Genomic DNA, 23,342 nt, shown 5'->3' on the forward strand with positions numbered 1-23,342 from the left:
CAACACGCCCTCAGCGCCCCTTGAACACCGGCTTGCGCTTCTGCGCGAAGGCCGCCAGCGCCTCCTGCGTGTCCTCGGTCTTGGCCAGCAGCGCGGTCTGCGTCTGCTCGTAGACGTAGCCTTCGCGCAGCGGCATGTATTCGTTCAGCGTGAAGGCACGCTTCGCCGCCTCGACCGCCAGCGGCACCTTGCCCGCGATCTCGCGCGCCATGGCCTGCGCCGCGGGCAGCAGATCGGCCTTCGGGAAGCAGCCGGAGGCCACGTTCATGCGGACCAGCTCGGTGCCCGACAGCCGCCGCGCGGTCAGCAGGAACATCCGCGCATCGGACTGGCCGAAATGGCGCAGCACATGCGCCACGCCGCCGGCCAGGCCGACATCGACCTCGGTCATCGACATGAAGGCATCATCGGCCACCAGGATGATGTCGCAGACCAGCGCCAGCACGCAGCCGGCACCGATCGCGGCACCATTCACCGCCGCGATCACCGGCTTGGAGCATTCCATCACGCAGTCGAAGCCGGCGCGCACCGCGCGGGAATGGCGCGGGAAGGCACCGGGGCGCGACGCATCCGGACGGTCCTTGAGGTCCGCGCCGGCCGAGAAGGTCTTGCCCGCGCCGGTCAGCACGATGGCGCGCACCGCATCGCTGCCGTGCAGCACGTCGAAGACGCGCACGATCTCCTCGCGGAAGACGCCGTTCTGCGCGTTCACCGGCGCGCGGTCGATGGTGACGGTCGCGACGCCCTCGGCGACATCGACGCGCAGGACGGTCAGGTCCTCGATCCCGGGCAGCGCGGTCATGCCGTGAAGGCCTTGCCGATCTCGGGCACCAGCACGCGGGCATTGGCGCCTTCCATCTCCCGCACGAAGCCGGTGGCATCGGGCAGCAGCATCCCGAAGGTCGCGTAGTGGCACGGGATCGCGACACGCACCGACGGCAGGAAGCGCTTCACCGCCATCGCCGCGCCGCGCGGGCCCATGGTGAAGCGGTCCCCGCAGCACACCATGGCGACCGAGGGGCGATACATCTCGTCGATCAGCGCCATGTCGGAGAACAGGTCGGTATCGCCCAGGTGATAGACCACGGGCTCCGCCTTGTCCTTCGGGCTGACCACGATGCCGTTGGGCAGCCCCAGCGCATGCGAGACGCCATTGGCATCGAGTTCGCCCGAGGAATGCAGCGCCGGGGTGAGCGAGACGGTGAAGTCCCCCTGGTCCGTGGTGCCGCCGGTGTTCATCGGGTCGAGCGCCGTGAGCCCCTGCCGCGCCAGATACATCGCCAGGTCGAAGTTGGTGACCAGCTTGGCGCCGGTGCGCTTGCAGATCGCCACCGTGTCGCCGATGTGGTCGCCATGGCCGTGCGTCAGCAGCACGTGCGTGGCGCCCGCGCTGGCGGCCTCGGCATCGCCGCCGAAGGACGGGTTGCCGGTCAGGAAGGGGTCGATCATCACGACCGAGGTGCCGAATTCCAGCCGGAAGGCGGAATGGCCGAACCAGGTGATCTTCATCGCGTGGGGTTCCGTCTGCTTGGGAAGGCCCGCTCCGCCGCCCGGCCAGCCTTTCGAGGATACTGACGTGGGTGGCCGGGCGGGGGAGCGGGCCGGTGCCGGACTTCAGGATGCGCCGACAGGCGCGTTCCCGAGGAAGGCTCTCAGGGGAAGGTCATGCGAATGGTGTCGGCGACCAGGGCCGGCTTCTCCTTGCCCTCGATCTCCATGGTCTGGCGCACCACGATGCGGTGGGTGCCACTGGCGCCGTCCTCGACATTGACCAGCGCCTGGCGCAGCCGCACGCGGTCGCCGGCCTGCACCGGGTTCACGATGCGCACCTTGTCCGACCCGTAGTTCAGCGTGCGCGACGGCCAGGCCACCTTGTAGACCCCCGCCCCGAGCTTCGGCAGCAGCGACAGCAGCAGGTAGCCATGCGCGATGGTCTTGCCGCCGGGCATCTGCGTGCGCGCGCGCTCCACATCCACATGGATCCACTGGTGGTCGCCGGTGACATCGGCGAAGCGGTCGATCATCTCCTGCGTCACCTCCAGCCACTCGCCGACGCCGAGTTCCTGGCCGGCCAGCGCCTTCAGCGCCTCGGGCGTCTCCACCACGCGCATCCGTTTCCTCCTGCATGTGCGGGCGGAGTGTCGGGCGCGGCGCGGCGGGGATCAACCCCGCTTCCGGCCCGCGCGCGGGCGCCGTAGCGTCGCGCATGGCCCTTGCCCCCGGCACGCCACGCTTCATCGCCGCCATGGTCACCGCGCAGGTGCTGACGCAGATCGGCGCCTTCACGCTGCCCGCGCTGCTGCCGGGCTACATCGACGCCTGGTCGCTGAGCGGGACCGAGGCAGGCTGGCTGATCGGCATTTTCTTCGCCGCCTATGTGCCGGCGGTGCCGGTGCTGCTGGCGCTGACCGACCGCGTGCCGGCGCGGCGCATCTACCTGGTGGGCACGGGGGCGACGGCGCTCGCGCATCTGGGCTTCGGGTTGCTGGCCGACGGGTTCTGGAGCGCGCTGGCCTTCCGCGCCCTCGCCGGCATCGGCTGGGCCGGCGCCTATATGCCGGGGTTGAAGGCGATCGCCGATCCCTTGTCCGGCGCCGCGCAGTCGCGCGCGGTGGGCTGGCATGCGGCGGGGGTGGGCGTTGCGGGCGCGATGTCCTTTGCGTTGGCGGGCGCCGCCGCCGCGCTGGCGGGACCGGCTGCGGCCTTCCTGCTGGGCGGCGTGCTGGCCGCCGGCGCCTTCGCCATCGCGCTGCTGATCCTGCCCGACACGCCGCCCCCGCCGCGCGCCGGCGGCGGCCGGCTGCTGGATTTCCGCCCCGTGCTGGCGAATCGCCGCGCCATGGCCTGGATCGCCGGCTATTGCGTGCACACGCTGGAGATGGCGGTGCTGCGCGCCTGGGCCGTCGCCTTCCTGGCCGCGTCCTTCGCCATCCACGCGCCGCCGGCCTGGCTGCCAGGGCCGACCATGCTGTTCACCCTGGCCGGGCTGCTCGGCATCGCGGTGTCGCTATGGGGCAACGAGGCATCGGTGCGGCTCGGCCGCGGGCGCGTCGTGGCGGTCGCCATGCTGGGCGGCGCCGGCTTCGCGGCCGTCACGGGCTTCGCGATGGGATCGTCGCCGCTGGTCGTGGTGGGCTTCGTCCTCGCCTGGAACGCGGCGATCTACCTCGACAGTTCGGCGCTGACCGCGGGCACGGTGCAGGCCGCCGACCCGGCGATCCGCGGCGCCACCATGGGGCTGCATTCCATGGCCGGGTATGCCGGCGGCTTCGCCGGGCCGTTGCTCACCGGCGTGGTGCTGGATGCCGCCGGCGGCACCGGCGCGCTGGCCTGGGGGCTCGCCTTCGGCCAGGTCGCGCTGGTCGTGCTGGCGGGCTTCGCCGCCGTGCGGTGGTTCGGCCGGGCCGCGTGATGTGGCGTGACGCGGGCGGCCGAGGCTCTCGACCGCCCGCCTCAGTCGATCGCGAAGCCCATGAACGGGCCGGCGCCGCCGGTGCTCACCAGCGCCTCCTGCGTGCAGCCGCGCGAGGGGTGCGCGCTGTTCCACGCCCGCGAGGGCGCATCGTCGCGCCGCCCGACGCGGTCGCGGGCGTCCCCCTCCGGCGCGCCGGGCGCACGGCCTGGCGCGAGGCTGCCGAGCGACGCATTCCCAAACGGTCCTTCAGGCCGCCAGCGCGCCGGCCAGGAAGACCAGCCCGGCGACGGTCGCGACCGCGCCGACCGGCAGGCGCAGCCGCGGCGCATCGGCGCCGATCCGCCGCGCCACCAGCATCGCGCCGAGCCCGATCGCCGCCTGCGTCAGCGCCAGCGCCAGCAGGTAGGCCACCAGCGGGCCCTGCTCGGCACCGATGATCGCCTCCGCGAAGGCATGGCCATGCGCCAGGCCGGCCAGCGCGAAGCCGGCCGGCACCAGCGCCGCCGGCACGCCGCGCCACAGCAGCGCCAGGCCCACCGCGACGACGCTCAGCCCCACCAGCGCCTCGACCGGGCCGAAGCCGATGCCGGCGACATGCGCCAGGCTGCCGCCCAGGCCGCCCAGCACGAAGGCCAGCACCGCCAGCGAGCCGCGACGCGCGCCGAGCGTGGCCGCCAGCACCCCCGCCGCGAGCAGGAAGGCCAGGTGGTCCAGCCCGATCACCGGATGCCCGATGCCCGAGGCGAAGCCCTGCCACAGCGTGGAGGGCACCTCCCCGCCCATCGGGTGGTGCGCGAGCGCGGGCAGCGGCGCGAGGGCAAGGACCAGGGCGAGGCGATAGGGCATGGCGGTCTCCTTTGCCGCATCGTCCCCCCGCGCGGGCGGTGCGGCAAGAGCCGGTTCGCCGCGCGCCGGCGCGCCGCAGGCGGGCGATGCGCGCGCAGGAACCGCTGCGCCGGCCTGTCGCCTTCGCCATGGTGCGGCCGGCCCTGGCGGCGCTGAAGCGGCTGCCGACCGGCGGGGAACATCCGATCGGCAATCGGCTTCAGATCGGGCAGACCCCAGCCTCGCATTGCAGCCGCGCGAGGTCGACCGCCTCGGCCACGCCGGGATCGTCGATGGCGGCCGCGATGGCGCGGAAGCGGTCGGCATCGACCTCCTCCTCGGGCAGGTATTCGTAGCCGAGGTCGCGGTCGGGCCGCGACGGCAGCACGGCGCAGCAGCGCAGATGCGGCTGGTGGGCACGCAGGATGGCGCGGAACTCCTCCAGCCCGACGCGATCGGTCGCGATCTTCAGCGTGTAGGAGACCTGGTTGCCGCGCTGCGTGCCGATCCAGTGGCGTTCCAGCAGCATCAGCCAGCGATACTGTTCGGCGGGCGTGGCTTCCGGTGCGGTGACCAGGCGATCGCCGATGCCCAGGCGCTGGATCAGCGGCAGCGTCGGGAAGCCGACGATCGAGACACCCGGGAAGGTCTCCAGCGCACGCACCGGATAGCCGCGCGCGGCATAGTCCGCGATCAGCGGATCGCCGCCGGGCAGCCAGCCGCCCTGGCCGTCCGGCCCGCCGCGGAACTGCACCCAGCGCAGGTATTGCCGCCGCGCCGGCAGGTGCGCGCCCTCGGTCAGGCCGAACAGTTTGCTGGTGGTGCCGGCCGGCTTGATGGTGGTGACCGTCGCGGGCGCGGCCATGCCGAGCGCCGCGGCATAGGACGTCGCCTCCTGCTTCGCGGCATCCGACAGATGCGCCAGCGCGTCCCAGAAGGGTTGCGCGCGCGCGTCGTCGAGCAGGTCGCGGAAGGCCAGGCCGAAGCGCGCCCAGGCCCATTCATGCAGCCCGGTCGGGCCGATGCCGATGCGGTTGGTGCGCGCGACCTCGGCGGCATAGAGCGCATCCATCCGGTTCACCCGGATCAGGAGGCGCACGCCGAGGCGGATCGCGGCTTCCACCCGCGCATCCCAGTCGCGCGCGACATCCGGCGGCACGGCGCCGGGCGCCAGCGTGTCGAGCGCCACCGGGCAGGCCAGCAGCGGTGCGAAGTCCGCGATCACGCAATAGCCGCCGGTGACGTGCAGCACGACCTCGCCGCAGGGGTTGGTGGTCACCGGGAAATGCGCGGTGGCGGCGCGGCGCGCCACATCGGCCAGCAAGGGCGCGCCGTCCTGCACGCGATAGCGCGACGAACCGGCCTCGGCCGTGGCGGGCTTCTGCCGCGCGAAGCCGGTGCGCGCATCCTCCAGCCGGTCGCCGTTGATGAAGCCCGGTTCGCCATTCACGTAGGCACAGGCCGTGGCGGCATCGAACAGCGCGCGCGCATGGCGGGTCAGCGGTTCGTCATCCGTGCGCGCGGCGCGGTCCCAGAATTCCGCATCGACCATCAGCGAGTGGTTCGCGGTCCAGAGCCCGCCCTCCGCCTTCAGCCGCACGAAGCGCAGCGCGCCGGGGTCGCGCCAGGATTTCGTCGCCATGCGGGCGGCACGGCGGGCGCCGCCGACCTGCACCTCGGTGGACAGGATGTGGTCGGCGCGCAACGCCTGTTCCCAGGGGTGCATCGCCTGGCTGTCGCGCGCCGCCTCGATGACGTCGCGGCGCAGCATGATGAAGGCGCGCAGCAACGCAAGCGGGCCGGAGGCAGGCCGCCCCTGCATCCCCTGGATCGGCTGGCCGAGCGGGCGGATCTCCGACAGGTCGAGCAGCAGCGTGCGCCCGCGTGCGCCCTGGTGGGCCATCCCTTCCAGGATCTCGACCGCGCGCGCCCAGCCCTCGCGCGTGTCGGCGATGCGGTGGCGCACCGCATCCGCCGGCACGCGCGCCAGGTCGTGCACCAATTCGCGCGCCAGGAAGCCGCGCACGTCGGCTTCCTCGATGTCGCCGAAGGCGTCGGGGCCCATGCCCCAGCGCAGCAGGCCGAATTCGACGCCGAAGCGGTGCAGCGCGGCGCGCCCCTGCGGCCAGTCGGGGTGGGTGGGCGCGAGATACAGCAGCACGTCCGGCGCCTGCGCCCAATCCACCGGGCACAACGCATCGTCATAGGCGCGCCCCACCCCGGCGCCGTTCAGCAGCAGGTAGAACTTGGTGAACGACGCGCCGGCGGTGGCGCAGTTGGTGAAGACCTCCATGTTGCGCCGCGGCTGGCTGGTGTCGCCGTGCTGCAGGTGCCGCCCCGAGGTGACCAGCGCGCCGGCGGCGATGGCATTGCGAAGCTGCGCCTGCTCGGCCAGGTCGGCGGCGGTCAGGGCGCGCCCCAGCAGGCCCATGTTGCCGGCGGCGACGCGCGCGGCGACACGGCCGAAATCCTCCTGGTCCTCGGCGCGCAGCACGGTGCGCCGCGCGACCGCCAGGCCCATGCCGGGATCGAAACCGCGTGCCGGCACCGGCGCGATGCCGAAGGCGCCGCCCGGCGGGGGCGCGAGCGTGGCGGGCGCCGGCGGCGGTGCCGGCGCGGGGGCGAAACCGTCCATCATCTCCTCGGCCACCAGCCGGCGGATCGGCCGGGGCACCCCATTATATGGACATCCGAAGGCCGATCCTGCACTACATCTTGGCGACGCTGCCTCATGGGCAGCGCATGCCCGGCAATCCGGGCCGCCCCCCACGCCCGCCGAGGCCCCGCATGACCGCCGTCCCGCCCACCGTTTCGCCCATCAGCGGCACACCCGGGGCGCCGGACGCATGCCGCTGGCGGGCCTGACCATGACCCAGGCCCGCGCGCTGCTGCTCGGCGAACGCCTCGATCATCGCGGCCTGCCGCGCGAGGGCGCGCCGCTCGCCGACCCGGTCCCGCTTGCCACGCCCGAGGGCTTCACCGCCTTCGCCTTCCGCTGGGGCGCGGTGGTCTTCTTCGGCGCCACCGCCGCGCAGGAGGCCGCGGTGATCGACATGCTCAAGCCGCGCCTGACGGCGCCGCTGCCCGCCCCGATCGAGGAAAAGGCGACGATCGAGGCCGGCGCCGAGCAGGATGGCATCGACGCCGACGGCGTGATCCGCCTGCGCGACCTGTCCGTGCCGCGGCTGGCGGTGGTGGCGGATGCGCTGGCCAAGTCGGCGGCGCTGGCGCACCAGGAGGCGCTGCTGGCGGCCGCGCTGGACCGGCTGGAGCCGGTGGTGACCACGCTTAAGACCGAGGGGCGGCTGGCCGCCTCCTCGCGCGCGCTGCACCGGCAGATCGGCCATGCGCTGGCCGCGCGCAGCCGCACCACCGCGCGCGTCGAGGCCGAGGACAAGCCCGAACTGCTGTGGGACCACCCCACGCTGGAGCGCCTGCATGCGCGCCTGGCGGACGAGTATGAATTGAAGGAACGCTCGGCCGCGCTGGACCGGAAGCTGTCGCTGATCGGCGACACCACCGAGGGCGTGCTGTCGCTGATCCACGGCCGCCGTGCCCTGGGGCTGGAGGCGGCCGTGGTGATCCTGGTGGCGATCGAGGTGGTCTTCACCCTGTGGGAATACGCGGTGAAGCCGATCTTCCTGCGCTGATCACCCCGCCATGGCGGGCCGGCGCGACCGCCATGTCGTGGCGCTCTCGTAGGCATGGCCGGCGCGCAGCACCGTCGCATCCTCGAAGGGCCGGCCGACCAGCTGCGCGCCGACCGGCAGGCCGTGTTCGCCGAAGCCGGCGCAGACCGTCAGCGCCGGCTGGCCGGTCAGGTTGAAGGGGATGGTGAAGTTGGCGACCTCGAAGGACGTCCACTTGCCGGGCACGGTGATGAGCGGCGCCTCGGACGGCTGCGCCGCGGTCAGCAGCAGGTCGCAGCCTTCCATCGCCGTCGCCACGGCATCGCACAATTCCCGCCGGCGGCGTTGCGCCTGCAGGTAGTCGGCGGCGGTGATGGTGCCGGCCAGCGCCAGGCGCTCGCGCAGGTATTCGCCATAGTCGCGGAACCGCGTGCGAAGCCAGGGCTCGTGCACGGCGAAGGCATCGGCGGCCAGGATCAGCCAGCCGGCGGCGTTGAAATCCTGCAGCGGCGGCAGCGTCACGGTGCTGACGGTGGCGCCCTGCGCTTCCAGCACCCGCGCCACATCGGCGATGCCGGCGGCGACACCCGCGCTGACCGGGAAATCGGCTTCGTGGAAATGCCGGATCACGCCGATCCGCAGCCCCTTCACGCCGCCATTCAGCCCCGACAGCAGGTCGGGCTTCGGCCGCTTCGCGCTGGATGGGTCGGCCGGGTCATGGCCGGTCAGGGCATCGAGCAGGATGGCGCAATCCTCGACCGTCCAGGCCAGCGGCCCGACCGTGTCCAGGCTGTGCGACAGCGGCAGCACGCCGGTGCGCGAGCACAGCCCATAGGTCGGCTTGATGCCGGCCGTGCCGCACAGCGCGGCCGGGCCGCGGATCGACCCGCCGGTATCCGAGCCCGTGCCGCCCAGGATCACGCCGGCGGCCACCGCCGCCCCGGTGCCGGACGACGAGCCCGAGGTGAAGCGCGCCGTATCCCAGGGGTTGCGCGCCGGCGGCCACGGCAGGTCGAAGGACGGCCCGCCCCAGGCGAATTCGTGCGTCGCGAGCTTGCCGAGCGACACCGCCCCGGCATCCGCCCAGGCGCGCACCGCGGCGGCATCCTGCGCGGGCACGTGGTGTTCCAGCACGCGCGAATGCGCCGTGGTGGGGATGCCGGCGGTCTCGTAGATGTCCTTGTGCGCGATCGGGATGCCATCGAGGGGACCGCGCAGCGCACCGGCCATCTGCCGTGCCTCGGCGGCCTTGGCCTGCGCCAGCGCGACGTCGGGCGTGAAGCGGATGAAGGCGTGGATCTGCGGGTTCAGCGCCTGCGCGCGCGCGAGGCGGTCCTTCATGAACTCGACCGGCGAGAGCTGCCTCGCCGCGATCTGCCGCGCGGCCTCGGCGATGGTCGGGATCATGGCGTGGCCGCCCGCGGCGCGAAGGTCACGGCCATCTCGGCGCCGGCCTCGCGCGGGGTGCGCACGCGCGCGGCCATGGCCAGGATGTGGCCGGAGACGGCGCGGATGCCCTCGCGCTCGGCCGCGGTCAGCGGGATGCCGTGGCGCGCCATCAGCGCGTCGAATTGCGGCTTGTCCATCGGGTCGGGCATGGCGGCGGGCTCCTGCACGGGGAGCCCGCAGTATGGACGCCCCCGCGCGCGGGGGAAGCCCGGTGGTCAGAGGAAGAACACGTAGTCCGTCAGCGCCGTCGCCGCCGTGCCCTGCAGCGTCGCGACCAGCGACAGCTCGCCAGCCGAGACCGCGGCATTCGCATCCGCCGCGGTGAACAGGAACAGCGCGCTCGACACGCCATCGTCGATCGCGAACAGCCTGCTGTCACCGACCGCATAGGCGCCGGTGGCCGACCCGATGCGCGCCGCGGCGCCGGCAGCGTCCAGCGCGCCGCCATTGGCGGTGAAGACCACCACTTCCGCCCCCACGCCGAAGCCCCCCGGCGCGCCCCTCACCACCGTGCCTTCGACCAAGGTATCGCCATCGCCGATCGCGATGGCGGCCATCCTGACCGAGAGGCGGTCGGCCCCCGAGACGAAGTCGGTCACGATGTCGCTGCCGATACGGCTGTCGAAGGTGAACCTGTCCACGCCCGTGCCACCGGTCAGCCGGTCCGAACCCGCGCCGCCGGTCAGGAAATCGCCGCCGCCGCCGCCCTCGATGGTGTCGTTGCCGGCGTCGCCGACCAGCGAATTGGTCAAGGCCGTGCCGGTGATGATGTTGGCGGCCTGGTTTCCGCGACCGAAACTCGCAATCCCGGTCAGCGTGAGGTGCTCGAAATTGGCCTGCAGCACCCAGTTCACGGAGGACTGGATGGTGTCGATCCCGCCCGCGGGGCCGGCCAGTTCTATCGTGATGTCGATGCTGTCGTCGGCGATGTAGAGGTCGTTGCCATTGCCCCCGGCCATGGAATCGCCGCCGGCGCCGCCATCCAGCACGTCATCCGCGTTGCCGCCCACCAGCGTGTCGATGCCGCCCTCGCCGCGCAGCGTATCGTTGCCGTCGGCGCCGCTGAGTTCGTTGGCACCCGCATTGCCGATGATGATATTGGCCACCGCATTGCCGGCGCCGCCGAGGCCGGCCGTGCCGGTCAGGACCAGGTGTTCGATCGTCGGCGCGAATTCGAGCGTCCAGCTCACCGAGGATTGGATGGTGTCGCTGCCGTTGCTCGCGGCGCCCGCCTCGCTGACGATGTCGGTGACGTCATCGACCACGTACAGGTCATTTCCCGTCCCGCCGAACGCGGTATCGGTGCCGGTGCCGCCATCGAGCGTGTCGTTGTCATTGCCGCCCACCAGGCTGTCCGTGCCGCCGTCGCCCTGCAGCCGGTCGTTGCCGATGCTGCCTTCCAGCGTATCGTTGCCCAGCCCGCCATTCAGCGTGTCGTTGCCAGCCTGCCCGAGCAGGCGGTTGTTGCCGGCATTGCCGGCGATGATGTTGTTGGCGCCATTGCCGATGCCCAGCAGGTTGGCGCGCCCGGTCAGCGTCAGGTTCTCGATATTGGCACCCAGCGTGTAGTTGATCGAGCTCTCGACCTTGTCGATGCCGCCATTGGCAAGTTCGACGATCACGTCCTTGCGGTTGATCACATAGGTATCGTCGCCCGCCGCGCCGCGCAGCGTGTCGAACAGCAGCGGGTTCGACACGCGGTAGATGTCGCTCAGCGTGCCGTTGCCGTCGGTGCCGGCCAGGCTGGACGCGCCGGATTCAAAGACGATCCAGTCGCCACCCAATGAGATCTGCGGCGCGCCGCTCGCCTGGTTCGCCTGCGTGGTGGCGGTGCGCGAGACCAGCGCGATCGCGCCGGTGAACAGGTCCTTCACGAACACGTCGGCGAAGCCGTTGGTGTCGCCCGGCACCAGCCCGTCCGAGAAGGACCGGAACACCACGAAGCGCCCATCGCCCGAGACCGAGGCATCCTGGCTGCCGAGCGCCACCTGCCCGCCCGAGGCGGTCTCGGACACGCGCGTGAAGACGCCGGTCGCGATGTCGTAGGCATAGACGTCGTTCGCGTTGTTGGTGTCGCCGGCCTCCAGCGCCTTGGTGGTGTCGAACACCACGACGCCGCCATAGCCGTCGGAGAAGGCCACGTCGGGGCGCAGGCTGTCGAACTGCCCGGCGGTCGCCTCGGTCAGGTTGGTGCGCGTGCCGGTCGTGCGGTCGAACAGGAAGATGTCGATCCGTGCGTTCGTATCGCCGGCGGTGAGGTTGCTCGCGGCGCTCTGGAACACGACGTAGCGGCCATCGACGGAGATCTTGGCGAAGCGGCTCTCGCCATTGCCGTCGGTGCCGGCCAGGCTGGTCGAGACGCGCGTGATCGCCCCCGTGTCGCGGTCCTTGAGGAAGATGTCCTCGAAGCTGCTGTTGCCGCCGGCGACCAGGTTGGACGACCGGCTTTCGAACACCACGAAGCGCCCGTCGCCCGACAGGTCCGGCGCGGCGCCACCCAGGTTGCCCAGCACGCCGCCCGCGCTGCGCGAGACCGCCTCGATCGCGGCGGAGGTGGTGCTCGCGACGAACACCGTGTTGCTCGGCGTGCCGGCCGGCGAAAGCAGCTGCGACGTGCTGACGAAGGCGAGCGAGCCGCCATCCGCGGAGATCACCGCATCGCCCGAACCCGACAGCCCCGCCACGCCGGCGGCGGATTTGTGTTCGTTCGTGACCGTGCCGGTGGTCATGTCCTTGACCAGCACGTCGGTCGCGCTGTTGCTGGTGCTGCCGAACCCGGTCCAGCCGCCCTCGAAGGCCACGAAGCGGCCATCGGCGGAGATGGTGGGCGCGAAGCTCGCGGTCGGCGCGCCGGTGGTCCCGACACGCGACACATGCGTCAGCAGCGTCATCGCGCCATTGCCGACCAGCAGGTCGCCCAGGGCACCGCCGGCGATCAGGTCGGCGCCCTCCAGCCCCTGGATCTGCAGGATGCCGCCGGCCAGCGCCGGCACGCCGCTGTAGTCGGCGCCGAGGAAATCATCGAAGCGCCCCGGCTGCCCATCGCCCACCAGCAGGTCGCCCCCACCGGCGAAGGCGAACAGGTCGGAATCGAGCTGTGCCAGGCTGACACCATCAAGGTAGATCGTCTTTGCCCCGAAGGTGACGGCGATATTGGCGCCGACCTGCACGAAGCGCACCTTGGCGGCGGTCGCGCCCACCACGTCGATGTTCAGCACATCGACCGCGGGGTCATACGCGATGTGCTGCCGGTTGGTCAGCGCGCTGAAGGCGAACACGGCCATGGAGACGCTCCGTCCTGCGTGATGAGGGCGCCCGATACGCCATCGTCACGGTGCAGGATGCCCGTTGCAGGGCCGGCGTGTCATGAATGATTTCACGCTGCCGTGATGTGGCGCACACAAGGTGTGCAGGCGCCGTCAGCCCGGCCGCAGCGCCTGCGCCAGGCGCGTGCAGGCGGTGCGCAGGCGGTCCTCGCTCTGCGCGAAGCACAGGCGCAGATGGCCCTCCCCGCCCGCGCCGAAGGCCGCGCCGGGGGCCAGGCCGACGCCCGCCGACCGCAGCAGGGATGTCGCCAGCGCGACGCTGTCGGTGCAGCCCGCCACGCGCAGGAACAGGTACATCGCGCCATCCGGCCGCGGCGCGGTCACGCCCGGCACGGCGGACAGGATGGCATGCGCCAGGTCCCGCGCCGCCCGGTAGCGCGCCTGCGTCTGCGCCACGAAGCCATCGCCCTGGTCCAGCGCCACGACACCCGCATGCTGCACGAAGGTGGGGGCCGAGGACATGTTGAACTCGTTCAGCTTGGCGATCGCGTCCATCAGCGCCGGCGGGGCGACGATCCAGCCCAGCCGCCAGCCGGTCATCGACCACGACTTGCTGAAGGAATTGACCGACACCACCCGGTCCTGGTCGGTCGCGATCGACAGGAAGGACGGCGCGGCATCGCCGGCGAAATACAGGCGTTCATAGACGTCATCGGCCAGGATCCAGGTGCCGGTGCGCCGGCAATGATCGAGGATGATGCGCTGTTCCTCGGCGGTCAGCGTCCAGCCCGTCGGGTTGCCCGGGCTGTTGAGGAAGACCATGCGCGTGGCCGGCGTGATCGCCACCAGCAGTTCATCGAGGTCGGCGCGCCAGACGCCGTTTTCGATCCGCAGTTCGACCGGCGCGACCTGCGCGCCCAGCACGCGGGCGATGCCGTCCATGTTCGGCCAGGCCGGCATCGGGATGACCACGCGGTCGCCGGGGTCGAGCAGCGCCTGCGCCACCAGCATCAGCGCATTGACGCCGGAGGCGGTGATGGCGACGCGATCCGCGCCCACCGGGCGGCCATGGCGCGTGAGGTAGCGCGCCACCGCCTCGCGCAGCGGCGCGATGCCGGCATTGGGGGCGTAGAAGGTCTCCCCGGCATCCAGCGCGGCCTTGGCGGCGTCGCGGATGAAATCCGGCGTCACCGTGTCGGGCTCGCCGAAGAACAGGCGGATCAGGCCGGGGATGCCGCGCCCGGCCTCCGAGACCTCGCGGATCAATGATCCCTCGATGGCATCGAGGGCGGGGCGCGGGGCGGGGGCGAAGGGCGTCATGGGGCGCATCTAGCCGGCGCAGAGCCCGCTGGACAGGCCGCCCCGCCGGCGGGCATGGAGCGCGCCATGAACACGCCCATCACCTTCGCCGCCCCCCATGCCTTCCTCGGTGCGCGGGCGGGCGACCGCGGCGCGGCGGTCTGCGTCGCCGGCATCCCGCTGGATATCGGCACCACCAACCGCGCCGGCACGCGCGACGGCCCGCGCGCCATCCGCGCCGCGGCGCGCATGCTGACTGACGGGCGCCACCCGGTCACCGGCGTCGACCCCGCCGGGCTCGACCTGTCGGACCTCGGCGAATTCGAGATCGCGCTGGGCGACATCCCGGCCAGCCTGGCGCGCATCGAGGCGCAGGCCGCCGGGCTGAACCACCTGCTGGCCTTCGGCGGCGAACACGGCGTGACCCTGCCGCTGCTGCGCGCCCTGGTGAAGCGCATCGGCCAGCCGGTCGGCCTGGTGCATATCGACGCGCATCTGGACACGTCGGAGGACAATTTCGGCCAGTCCTTCGCGCATGGTTCGGTGTTCTGGCACGCCATCACCGAGGGCCTCGTGGCGCCGAAGCGCATGATCCAGATCGGCATCCGCGCGCCCGCCTGGCCCGAGATGTTCGACTGGACGCGCGGCCAGGGGGTGACGATCGTGCCGGCGCAGGACGTGCACGAGAGCACGCCGGCCGCCATCGCCGCGCAGGTGCGCGCGGTGGTGGGCGACGGGCCGGCCTACCTGTCCTTCGACATCGACGGGCTCGACCCCGCCTTCGCGCCGGGCACCGGCACGCCGGAGGTCGGCGGGCTGGCGACCTGGCAGGCGCAGGGCATCCTGCGGCGCCTGGCCGGCATCGACTTCCGCGGTGCCGATGTGGTCGAGGTCGCGCCGGCCTATGACGTGGCCGAGATCACCGCGCTGGCGGCGGCGACGATGGGGTGGGAATACCTGGCGCTGCTCGCGGCACGGGGTTGAGGGCAGGCCAACCGCCGGCCAGGCCGATCTGTGCAGGCCGGTTCACGATGCGGCCATGGCTGGCGCCGCGGCTGGCGCATGGGCGCCGGGCACACTGCCGCCGTTGGCGCGCTACGGGCCCACGGACGGCCAGCGGCGCCTGCCATCGCCTGGCCGTACCGCCACCACAGGCCGCCCGCGCCGCGCGAACGACGCCGCCATCGGAATGCCATCGGCACGCCGTGCGTTACCGGCGCATGAGGCGTCGATCGAGGAACCGGGCGTGAAGGCGATCATCCTGCTTGTCGCGATGCTGCTGGCGCTGCCCGCGCAGGCTGCCGACCCGGCGCTGCAACAGGCCATGCTGGCGGAGGTCAATGCCATCCGCGCCCGCGCCGGCCGCGCGCCGCTGACGCTCGATGCGCGACTGTCGCGCGCGGCGCTGGCGCATGCCATCGACATGCTGCGGCGCGACCAGCTGACGCATCGCGGCGGCGACGGATCCGACCCGGCGGCGCGCGTGACGCGGGCGGGCTATGCCTGGCGCAGCACGCGGGAGAATGTCGGCGCCGGCTACCCTGACCTGCGCCAGGCGATGGCCGGCTGGATGGGCAGCGCGGGGCATCGCGACAACATCCTGGCCGCCGATGTCACGCAGGTCGGGCTCGGCTTCGCGGCGGGGCCGGGGATGATGGCGGGCAATATCCCGCGGTATTTCTGGACCATGGTGCTGGCCGCGCCGCGCTGATCAGGCCAGGCCGCGGTCACGGATGGCGGCCACGACGCGCCCGGTCTCGTCCAGCGCGGCGCGTGCGAAGGGCGCGGGGGCATCGGCCAGCAGCCGCGCCTGGCCGGCGGCCAGCAGGCTGCCGTGCAGGCGCCGGTGCCGCGGCCCCAGCCCACCCGGATCGGCGATGAACACCGGCACGGCGGTGGCGAGCGATTCCGACAGCATCGAGACGGAATCCCCCGTCACCACCACCGCATCGGCCCAGGCGAGCATCCCGGCATAGGGGTTCGCCCCGGCATCCCCCCAGCGATGCAGGCGATACGGCACGGGCGCCAGCGCGGCCGCCACGGCGTCCTCGGCCGCGCGGCCGGTGCGGCGCGACCCGGTGGCCAGCACGCTGCCCGCGAAGCCGGCGACGGAGGCGGCGATGGCGGCGGCGGTGGCGGGCGCCATGCCCTCGGCGCGCGGCGGGCCGCCCAGCAGCAAGGCCACGCGCGGGCGGGGCTGATCGGCGAAGGTGGAGAATTCCGCCCGCGCGGCAGCCAGGCGGGTGGGCGACATGCGGTGCGTGGCGCCCAGGATGGGCAGGATGTTCGCCGCCGCCGGCGGGGTGTCGTGGCGCCCGGCGACCAGCAGGTCGAAGCGCGCCTCGCCGAAGCGCGGGCGCATGCAGTGGACGGTGCGCACGCCGCGCGCGGCCAGCCACAGGGCCACCGGGGCGGAGCGCCGGCCGGCCGAGACCACCAGTTCCGGCCATGGCCCCGCAAAGGCCGCGCGCGCCGCCGGCGCCAGCCCCGCCAGCGTGCCCCAGCGCAATGGCAGGCGCGCCAGCGGCCCCCATGCCAGCGGCACCGTGCGGAAGGGCTCGCCCAGCCGTTCGGCGATGCCCAGCGCCTGCGCCGCCGTGCCCGCCCGCGGGTCGGCCAGCACCCAGACCCGTTCCGTCATGGACGCGGCGCGCCCCGCCGATTACGACGGTGCGACACAGGACCACCACCAGGACGAACCGCCATGACCGCGCTGCACGCCTCCGACTGGGACCGCGACGCCGCCTTGACCACCGCGCGCATCCTGCTCGAGATCAAGGCCGTGAACTTCCGGCCCGAGGAGCCCTATACCTTCACCAGCGGCTGGGCCTCGCCGGTCTATATCGACTGCCGGAAGATCATCTCCTTCCCGCGCGCGCGCAACCGCATCATGGAACTGGGCGTCGAGAAGATCGGCCGGCATGTCGGCTACGAATCGATCGACGTGGTGGTGGGCGGCGAGACGGCCGGCATTCCCTTCGGTGCCTGGATCGCCGACCGGATGATGGCGCCGATGGCCTATGTGCGGAAGAAGCCGAAGGGGTTCGGCCGCAACGCGCTGATCGAGGGCGAGGTGCCGGTCGGCCAGCGCACGCTGCTGGTCGAAGACCTGACGACGGATGGTGGTTCAAAGATCCGCTTCGCCAATGCGCTGCGCGAGGCCGGGGCGGTCTGCGACCATACCTTCGTGGTGTTCTACTACGGCGTCTTCCCGGGGTCCTTCGAGAAGCTGAAGGAGATGGGGCTGAACCTGCATCATTTGTGCACCTGGTGGGACGTGCTCGAAGTGTGCCGGGAGAAGCCGTATTTCTCCGACGCCGCGCTGAAGGAAGTGCGGAAGTTCCTGGAGAACCCGGTGGCGTGGTCGGTGGCGCATGGGGGCGTGGGGGAGGCGCGGGCGAAGGAGGGGGCGGAGTAGGGCAGCTATGCGGAGCGACCATCGTTCAGACAGCGCGGTCGGCTACATAACAGCTGACGGAAGTCGCTAGACCGTGAGCGGCACCACGCTTCCGTTCAGGCGCGAATGGATGCTCTCGTTGCGTTCGACCTATCGGGTTGTCGGCGGCGAAGAAGGTGTATCCGCGCTTCAGGCGTTTCCTCGCGAAGTTCCCGATCGCCAATGCGGTCGCGAGAACTGGCATCGAGAGCGTGTCGGCATCCTGGCCCTGCTAGAGCATTTAGTCATTCACCAGCCGTCACTCTTTCCCGCGATGCTTGTCCGCCAGCAGGCTCCAGACTTCCTATTGTGCTCAGAGAGCGGGGCATTGACGGTCGCGATCGAGCATACCGAGGTCGGTGCCGAAGACTTCCAACGAACATTGGATCACGAGGCATGTAGCGACCCCTCGGCCATCACACCGATCGGTGCACGCTATGGTGCCAACGGCGAAATGACCGGCCTCCGCGAATGGAACGGTGATGCCGCTGAGAGGCTGTGGCAGTCGGACGTCCAGGACGCCTTAATGCGGAAGCGCCCCCAGAAATTCTGGCGTAACGCTGATGCGTCTTGCCCTCGCTGGATCCTAGCCTACGACAATTCTGAAGGCTCGATCTTCGTTAGTGACGACACTGCCCTTTGCACATTGCGCCAGATAGCAGAACTCTCCGCATCTCGAAGCGACCAGATCAGCGCACTCGCAATGGTGAGGGGTGCTCAGCGCGTTCTCGTCGAGCATATTGCGGATCGAGCGCGATGAGCGTGTTTCGCTGCTTGATGATGTTCTGCGCGTTCGCCGCGGCGACAGTGATGCCCGCTGCGGCACAGCCCGCGCGCGACACGCTCACCATCGGCCTCACGCAATACCCCTCGACCTTCCACCCCAACATCGAGAACATGGCCGCGAAGTCCTACGTGCTGGGCTTCGCGCGCCGCCCGCTGACTGCTTACGGCGCCGATTGGCGGCTGGCGTGCCTGTCCTGCGAAACGCTGCCCAGCCTGGAGAACGGCGGCGCGCAACGTGAAACCACCCCCGACGGCAAGCCCGGCATCCGCGTCACCTACCGCCTGCGCGAGGGCCTGCGCTGGGGCGACGGCACGCCGGTTTCCGCCGAGGACCTCCGCTTCGCCTGGGAGGCCGGGCGCGACGCCGCCACCGGCTTCGGCCCCGCCGAATTCTACCGCAGCGCCTACGAACTGATCGTTGTGGACCCGCGCACCGTGACGCTGCGCTTCGACCGCGTGACCTTCGAATACGCCTCGATGGGCGATTTCCAGCCCCTGCCGGCACACATCGAGCGCGCACGCTGGCAGGCCGACCCGCGCGCCTATCGCACCCGCACCGCCTACGACACCGAGACCACCAACCCCGCGCTGTGGAACGGCCCCTATCGCATCACCGGCGTGCAGCCCGGCGCCTCCGTCACGCTGGACCGCAACCCGGCCTGGTCCGGCACCGTGCCGCACTTCCGGCGCATCACCATCCGCACGGTCGAGAACACGCCGGCGCTGGAGGCGCAGCTGCTCGCCGGCCAGGTGGACATGATCGCGGGCGAGCTCGGCCTGCCGATCGAACAGGCCATTGCGCTGGAACGGCGCACCGGCAACCGCTTCCGCTTCACCTACCAGCCTGGCCTGATCTACGAGCACATGGATCTGCGCCACGACCATGTCGCGCTGTCGGACCGCCGCGTGCGCGTGGCACTGCTGCTCGCGACCGACCGCGCGACCATCACCGAGCGCCTGTTCGGTGGCCGCCAGCCGGTGGCGCATACATCGGTGAATCCGCTCGACCCGATGCACGACCCGGACGTGCTGCGCCACCCCTTCGACCTCGCCCGCGCGCGTGCCTTGCTCGACGAGGCCGGCTGGACCCCCGGCCCCGACGGCATCCGCCGCAACGCTGCCGGCGAGCGCCTGTCGCTGGAATTCATGACCACCGCCGGCAACCGCGCGCGTGAACAGGTGCAGCAGGTGCTGCAAGGGATGTGGCGCGCCGCGGGCATCGAGGCGCGCATCCGCAACGAACCCCCGCGCGTGTTCTTCGCCGAGACCCTGTCGCGCCGCCGCTTCCAGGGACTCGCGTTGTTCGCCTGGATCAGCGCGCCGGAATCCGTGCCGCGGTCGTCGCTGCACTCGGATGAAATCCCGCGCGAGGAGCGCAACTGGTCCGGCCAGAACTACGGCGGCTTCCGCAATGCCGAGATGGATGTGCTGACCCACACCATCCCCGAACAGCTCGACGCAGCACGGCGCCGCGAGATGTGGCGCCGCCTGCAGGCGATCTACGCCGAGGAACTGCCCTCCATCCCGCTGTGGTTCCGTGCGGACGCGCATGTCTGGCCGCAATGGCTCGATGGCGTGCGCCCGACCGGGCACCTCAACGCCTCGCCGCTCTGGGCGGAGGAATGGCGGGTGCGCTGATGCTCGACCATGTCTCCATCACCGTGAGCGACCTGGCGCGCGCGGCACGCTTCTACGATTCGGTGATGGCGGCGCTGCGCGTGCCCTGCGTGTGGCGCGAACCCGACGCCATCGGGTACGGCACACGCAACAGCGCCGAGGACGACAGCCACACCTACCTGACCATCCGTGCGACCGGAGCGCCGATCCACGCCGACCGCCGCCACTGGTGCTTCCGCGCGCCGGACCGCGCGGCGGTGGATGCCTTCCATACGACAGGCCTCGCGCATGGTGGCGCAGATGACGGCGCGCCGGGGCTTCGGGCGCACTACCACAACCACTACTACGCGGCGTTCCTGTGCGATCCGGATGGCAATCGAATTGAGGCCGTCTATCATCGTGCGCGATGACACGCATCGAGCCATCGCCGCGTGAATCGCGCCGGCGGACCGGGACCCGCGGATCGATAGGAACGCGCCGGTGACGTTCTTCTTCGGCTATGTCCTCGCGAACATGCTGCTGCAGGCAGTGTTTGGCTTTCTTGTCACGCTTCATGTCTGGCGCCGCACTGACCGATCCGTCCCCGTCATCGAATTCGCGTCGGTTGCCAGCAACCCGATTTCGCGAATTTGGAGCGGCGCATATCAGTGGCCCGGAACTTTCGATCCGGCAGTGGCCAATTCTTGGCGGCAACTGACCGTGGAGACGCACATGAAGATGCTGGCATGTGCGGCTCTCCATCTTCTGGCCGCTTCGGGCGGCTGGATGATCCTCGGATGGGTCATCCAGCCAGCGACGCCATGACCCGCATCCTCGCCACCCGCCTCGCGCAGATCGCGGTGACGCTGGCCATCCTTTCCTTCTGCGCCTTCGCGCTCATCGCGCTGATGCCCGGCGACCCGATCGAGGTCGCCATCGCCGGCGACCCGCGCCTGACCAGCGAGGACGCCGCGCGGATGCGCGCGCTGCACGGCCTGGATCGCCCCTTCCCGGAACGCTACCTGGCCTGGGCCTCCGGCCTGGTCCGGGGCGAGTTCGGCTATTCGCGCCTGTTCGCCCAGCCGGTCGCATCGCTGCTCGGCCCGGCGCTGCTCTCCACGCTGGCGCTCGCCGGCTCCGCGCTGCTGATCGCGCTGACGCTTGGCGTGGCGCTGGGCGCCCTCGCCGCCTCGCGCCCGCGCGCAGCACCCGGCGTCGACGCCATCGCCGTCATGGGCCAGGCGATGCCGACCTTCTGGCTCGGCATCCTGCTCATCATCCTGTTTGCCGTGACGCTCGGCTGGCTGCCGGCGGGTGGCGCGCCCGAGGCTGGCGCCGGGCTGGCCTACCTGGTGCTGCCGGTCGCCACCCTCGCCGTCGCGCACCTTGCCGCCTATGCGCGCCATTCGGCGGCAAGCCTGGAAGCAACGCTGACCGAGCCCTGGATCCGCACGGCGCGCGCGCGTGGTGCGTCTGAAGCGCGCGTGCTGGTCCGCCACGCCTTCCCCAACGCCGCCCTGCCGGTGCTTCAGATCGCCGCACTCGATGTCGGCGCGCTGGCCGGTGGCGCGCTGGTCACCGAGACGGTCTTCGCGCGCCCGGGCATGGGCAAGCTGCTCTACGACGCGGTGATGGGCAACGACACCAACCTGGCACTGGTCGCGCTGCTGCTGGTGGCGCTGACCACCATGCTCGCCACGCTCGGCGCCGATCTCGCGCAGCGCGCGCTCGACCCGCGGCTGCGCGAGCGATGACGCGCCTGCATCTGGGCTTGGCACTGCTCGGCACGCTGGCACTGGGCGCCATCGCCGCACCCTTCGTCGCCGCCACGCTCGGCCACGACCCCTTCGCACCCGACCTCATGGCGCGCTTCGAACCGCCATCTTCCACGCATCCGCTCGGCACCGACGATCTCGGGCGGGATATCCTGTTGCGGCTGCTCTACGGGGCGCGTGTCTCGCTCGCGGTGGGGCTCGCGGCGGCGCTGGCGGCCACGCTGATCGGCACCACCGCCGGGCTGCTCGCCGCCTGGCGCGGCGGCGCGGCCGATGCGCTCATCATGCGCCTGGCCGACTTCATGCTCGCCTTGCCCGCCCTGCCGCTGCTGGTGCTGCTGGCGGCCGCCGACCCGTCGCGCCTCGGCCTGCCGGCCCGCGGCGAGGCCGCCGGCGACGTGCTGCGGATCGTCGTCATCCTCGCGGTCTTCGGCTGGGTGGGCGTCGCACGCCTCGCCCGCGCGGCCGCGCTCGCGACCCTCTCGCGCGACCATGTGCGCGCCGCGCGCGCGCTGGGCGCATCGGAAGCCCGCATCCTGCGCCGCCATGTGCTGCCGGCGTTGGTCCCGCCCATCGCCGTCGCGACCGCGCTGGCCGTCGCCGGCGCCATCCTGGCGGAATCCACCCTGTCCTTCCTCGGCCTTGGCATCTCCCCGCCGGCGCCCTCCTGGGGGAACATGCTGGCCAATGCGCAGGAGCTGGTCTTCTCCGCCCCCTGGGCCGCGGTCTGGCCGGGCCTCGCCATCATGGCGACGGTCGCCGGCTGCACCCTCGTCGCGGATGGTGTGCGCCGGCGGGGCCACGGGCTATAGAAGGCGCCGAGGCCAGGGCCGCAGGCCCACGGCCCACCGCGACAGTGGGGCGACCGCCCCGGACCAGCAGCCAGGGACAGCCGTAGGGACCATGCCGAATACGCCGCTTGCCAAGTCGATCTTCGACCTCCTGTCGCACATCAGCCTCCCGGCCTCGGAGGCGAAGCTGCCGGAGATCGACCCCTACGACCCGACGCGCCGGCTGCCGACCCGCGTCGAGGGCCCGCATGGCCTGCTCGATGGCCTGCTGGCCGAGGTCGAGGAGGACCTGCTCGAGGGCCGCAACGCCGCCGCCGGCACCGCGCTCGGCCTGGTCGGCACGCGCATGAGCCTCGATGCCATGCGCGGCGCGCCGCAGCCCTCCCATGTCGAATGGCTCGCCGCCCACCTGCGCGAAGCGGCGCATGACCTGGGCGACGGCCATCCCGGCAAGGCGCTGAAGTCGGTGCGCCAGGCGCGGATGGCGCTGCGGCAATAGACCAGGTCCCGACCGGGTAACCCCACCCGGTCGGGTCGCGATGGTCGCGAAAACAGGCACCTGGCGGCGCGGCCGCCGTCCGGGCGCGGCCGGCGCCCGGGGTTCGCGCGCCAGGCGGTCGGCTTTCGCCAACCCGCATGCGACAGAACCGCTACGCACCAAACATGGCGAATCAGTCATTTGGCGGCGAAGGCTGAGACAGGACAACAGGCGTAATAGCCCGCCCAGGAAGCTGCGGGCCCCCGACCGAGTCGTCCTGTCATCCGCCTCGCCGAAAGGACCTCGTCGCCATGTTCCGCACCATCGTGCTCGCCGCGGGGCTGCTGCTCGCCCTCGGCAGCTTCAGCACCGCCGACGCCACGCGCAGCCGTACCCGCGCACCCGCCACCACCGAGGCCACCTCCGGCGCCGCCGAGGCGCCACGCGCGACCTCCAGCCGCCGCACGCGCCGCACCGAGGCGCAGCGCCAGCGCCGCAACCGCGGCGAGGCGAACTCGACCCGCCGCCAGCGCACCGAGGCCAGCACGCGCCGCCGCGGCACGCAGACGGCGTCGGCTTCCGGCCGGACCCGCGGCG

23 protein-coding genes are annotated in these 23,342 nt (G+C 71.8%); 13 read left to right on the top strand and 10 right to left on the bottom strand.

Annotated elements, in window-relative coordinates; all coding sequences use genetic code 11:
* Nucleotides 1–10 precede the first annotated feature (10 nt).
* From LQ222_RS07175 to LQ222_RS07185, 3 genes are all read right to left on the bottom strand, one after another.
* Nucleotides 11–802, bottom strand: coding sequence for an enoyl-CoA hydratase/isomerase family protein (locus LQ222_RS07175; protein ID WP_230165435.1), 792 nt, complete (start codon nucleotides 800–802; stop codon nucleotides 11–13).
* Complete coding sequence (locus tag LQ222_RS07180; protein WP_230165436.1) at nucleotides 799–1,509, bottom strand: metal-dependent hydrolase; 711 nt, start codon at nucleotides 1,507–1,509, stop codon at nucleotides 799–801. The genes LQ222_RS07175 and LQ222_RS07180 overlap by 4 nt, the downstream gene beginning before the upstream one ends.
* A gap of 143 nt (nucleotides 1,510–1,652) precedes the next feature.
* Nucleotides 1,653–2,111 carry a MaoC family dehydratase gene (locus tag LQ222_RS07185; protein WP_230165437.1) on the bottom strand — a complete coding sequence of 153 codons (459 nt, stop codon included), beginning with the start codon at nucleotides 2,109–2,111 and terminating at the stop codon, nucleotides 1,653–1,655.
* 95 nt (nucleotides 2,112–2,206) lie between these two features.
* Between LQ222_RS07185 and LQ222_RS07190 the strand changes: the two genes are divergently transcribed.
* Nucleotides 2,207–3,412: an MFS transporter gene (locus LQ222_RS07190; protein ID WP_230165438.1), complete on the top strand. Its 1,206-nt coding sequence runs from the start codon at nucleotides 2,207–2,209 to the stop codon at nucleotides 3,410–3,412.
* Between the two features lie 249 nt (nucleotides 3,413–3,661).
* Here the strand turns inward: LQ222_RS07190 and LQ222_RS07195 are convergent, their stop codons facing one another.
* Together LQ222_RS07195 and LQ222_RS07200 are read right to left on the bottom strand one after the other, a co-directional pair.
* On the bottom strand, nucleotides 3,662–4,261 hold the full coding sequence (locus LQ222_RS07195; protein WP_230165439.1) for a HupE/UreJ family protein: 600 nt from the start codon (nucleotides 4,259–4,261) through the stop codon (nucleotides 3,662–3,664).
* 199 nt (nucleotides 4,262–4,460) lie between these two features.
* Entirely contained in the window at nucleotides 4,461–6,914 is a 2,454-nt protein-coding gene (locus LQ222_RS07200; RefSeq protein ID WP_230165440.1) for a recombinase, read from the bottom strand.
* A 193-nt stretch (nucleotides 6,915–7,107) separates the two neighbouring features.
* Between LQ222_RS07200 and LQ222_RS07205 the strand changes: the two genes are divergently transcribed.
* On the top strand, nucleotides 7,108–7,890 hold the full coding sequence (locus tag LQ222_RS07205) for an RMD1 family protein (RefSeq protein WP_230165441.1): 783 nt from the start codon (nucleotides 7,108–7,110) through the stop codon (nucleotides 7,888–7,890).
* Here the strand turns inward: LQ222_RS07205 and LQ222_RS07210 are convergent, their stop codons facing one another.
* From LQ222_RS07210 to LQ222_RS07225, 4 genes are all read right to left on the bottom strand, one after another.
* Nucleotides 7,891–9,276 (bottom strand): amidase, encoded by a 1,386-nt coding sequence (locus tag LQ222_RS07210; RefSeq protein WP_230165442.1) that lies wholly within the window; start codon nucleotides 9,274–9,276, stop codon nucleotides 7,891–7,893.
* Nucleotides 9,273–9,467 carry a hypothetical protein gene (locus tag LQ222_RS07215; RefSeq protein WP_230165443.1) on the bottom strand — a complete coding sequence of 65 codons (195 nt, stop codon included), beginning with the start codon at nucleotides 9,465–9,467 and terminating at the stop codon, nucleotides 9,273–9,275. The genes LQ222_RS07210 and LQ222_RS07215 overlap by 4 nt, the downstream gene beginning before the upstream one ends.
* 66 nt (nucleotides 9,468–9,533) lie before the next feature.
* Nucleotides 9,534–12,602, bottom strand: a complete 3,069-nt coding sequence (locus LQ222_RS07220) for a hypothetical protein (protein ID WP_230165445.1) — start codon at nucleotides 12,600–12,602, stop codon at nucleotides 9,534–9,536.
* Between the two features lie 135 nt (nucleotides 12,603–12,737).
* Nucleotides 12,738–13,904 carry a pyridoxal phosphate-dependent aminotransferase gene (locus LQ222_RS07225; protein WP_230165446.1) on the bottom strand — a complete coding sequence of 389 codons (1,167 nt, stop codon included), beginning with the start codon at nucleotides 13,902–13,904 and terminating at the stop codon, nucleotides 12,738–12,740.
* A gap of 66 nt (nucleotides 13,905–13,970) precedes the next feature.
* Here LQ222_RS07225 and speB point away from each other — a divergent pair, with 66 nt between their 5' ends.
* Entirely contained in the window at nucleotides 13,971–14,867 is an 897-nt protein-coding gene (gene speB / locus LQ222_RS07230; RefSeq protein WP_230165447.1) for an agmatinase, read from the top strand.
* A gap of 262 nt (nucleotides 14,868–15,129) precedes the next feature.
* Nucleotides 15,130–15,594 carry a CAP domain-containing protein gene (locus tag LQ222_RS07235; RefSeq protein ID WP_230165448.1) on the top strand — a complete coding sequence of 155 codons (465 nt, stop codon included), beginning with the start codon at nucleotides 15,130–15,132 and terminating at the stop codon, nucleotides 15,592–15,594.
* Here LQ222_RS07235 and LQ222_RS07240 read toward each other — a convergent pair whose 3' ends face one another.
* Nucleotides 15,595–16,524, bottom strand: coding sequence for a mitochondrial fission ELM1 family protein (locus LQ222_RS07240; protein ID WP_230165449.1), 930 nt, complete (start codon nucleotides 16,522–16,524; stop codon nucleotides 15,595–15,597).
* Between the two features lie 63 nt (nucleotides 16,525–16,587).
* On the opposite strand from LQ222_RS07240, the gene LQ222_RS07245 reads away from it, so the two are divergent.
* From LQ222_RS07245 to LQ222_RS07285, 9 genes are all read left to right on the top strand, one after another.
* Nucleotides 16,588–17,301 carry an orotate phosphoribosyltransferase gene (locus LQ222_RS07245; RefSeq protein WP_230165450.1) on the top strand — a complete coding sequence of 238 codons (714 nt, stop codon included), beginning with the start codon at nucleotides 16,588–16,590 and terminating at the stop codon, nucleotides 17,299–17,301.
* A 73-nt stretch (nucleotides 17,302–17,374) separates the two neighbouring features.
* On the top strand, nucleotides 17,375–18,079 hold the full coding sequence (locus LQ222_RS07250) for a hypothetical protein (protein ID WP_230165451.1): 705 nt from the start codon (nucleotides 17,375–17,377) through the stop codon (nucleotides 18,077–18,079).
* Nucleotides 18,080–18,129: 50 nt separating this feature from the next.
* On the top strand, nucleotides 18,130–19,743 hold the full coding sequence (locus LQ222_RS07255; protein ID WP_230165452.1) for a peptide ABC transporter substrate-binding protein: 1,614 nt from the start codon (nucleotides 18,130–18,132) through the stop codon (nucleotides 19,741–19,743).
* Nucleotides 19,743–20,132 carry a VOC family protein gene (locus tag LQ222_RS07260; protein ID WP_230165454.1) on the top strand — a complete coding sequence of 130 codons (390 nt, stop codon included), beginning with the start codon at nucleotides 19,743–19,745 and terminating at the stop codon, nucleotides 20,130–20,132. Before LQ222_RS07255 ends, LQ222_RS07260 begins: the two co-directional genes overlap by 1 nt.
* 70 nt (nucleotides 20,133–20,202) lie before the next feature.
* Nucleotides 20,203–20,526, top strand: a complete 324-nt coding sequence (locus LQ222_RS07265) for a hypothetical protein (RefSeq protein ID WP_230165455.1) — start codon at nucleotides 20,203–20,205, stop codon at nucleotides 20,524–20,526.
* The gene (locus tag LQ222_RS07270) at nucleotides 20,523–21,455 is read left to right on the top strand and encodes an ABC transporter permease (protein WP_230165457.1); all 933 of its coding nucleotides are present in this window, start codon (nucleotides 20,523–20,525) and stop codon (nucleotides 21,453–21,455) included. The genes LQ222_RS07265 and LQ222_RS07270 overlap by 4 nt, the downstream gene beginning before the upstream one ends.
* A complete protein-coding gene (locus LQ222_RS07275) occupies nucleotides 21,452–22,288 on the top strand; it encodes an ABC transporter permease (protein WP_230165458.1) in 837 nt (278 codons plus the stop codon). Before LQ222_RS07270 ends, LQ222_RS07275 begins: the two co-directional genes overlap by 4 nt.
* A 91-nt stretch (nucleotides 22,289–22,379) precedes the next feature.
* A complete protein-coding gene (locus LQ222_RS07280; protein ID WP_230165460.1) occupies nucleotides 22,380–22,766 on the top strand; it encodes a hypothetical protein in 387 nt (128 codons plus the stop codon).
* 290 nt (nucleotides 22,767–23,056) lie between these two features.
* On the top strand, nucleotides 23,057–23,342 hold a 286-nt coding region (locus LQ222_RS07285; protein WP_230165462.1), incomplete at its 3' end, for a hypothetical protein.

The organism is Roseomonas sp. CECT 9278 (genome assembly GCF_918698155.1).
Taxonomy (GTDB): domain Bacteria; phylum Pseudomonadota; class Alphaproteobacteria; order Acetobacterales; family Acetobacteraceae; genus Neoroseomonas.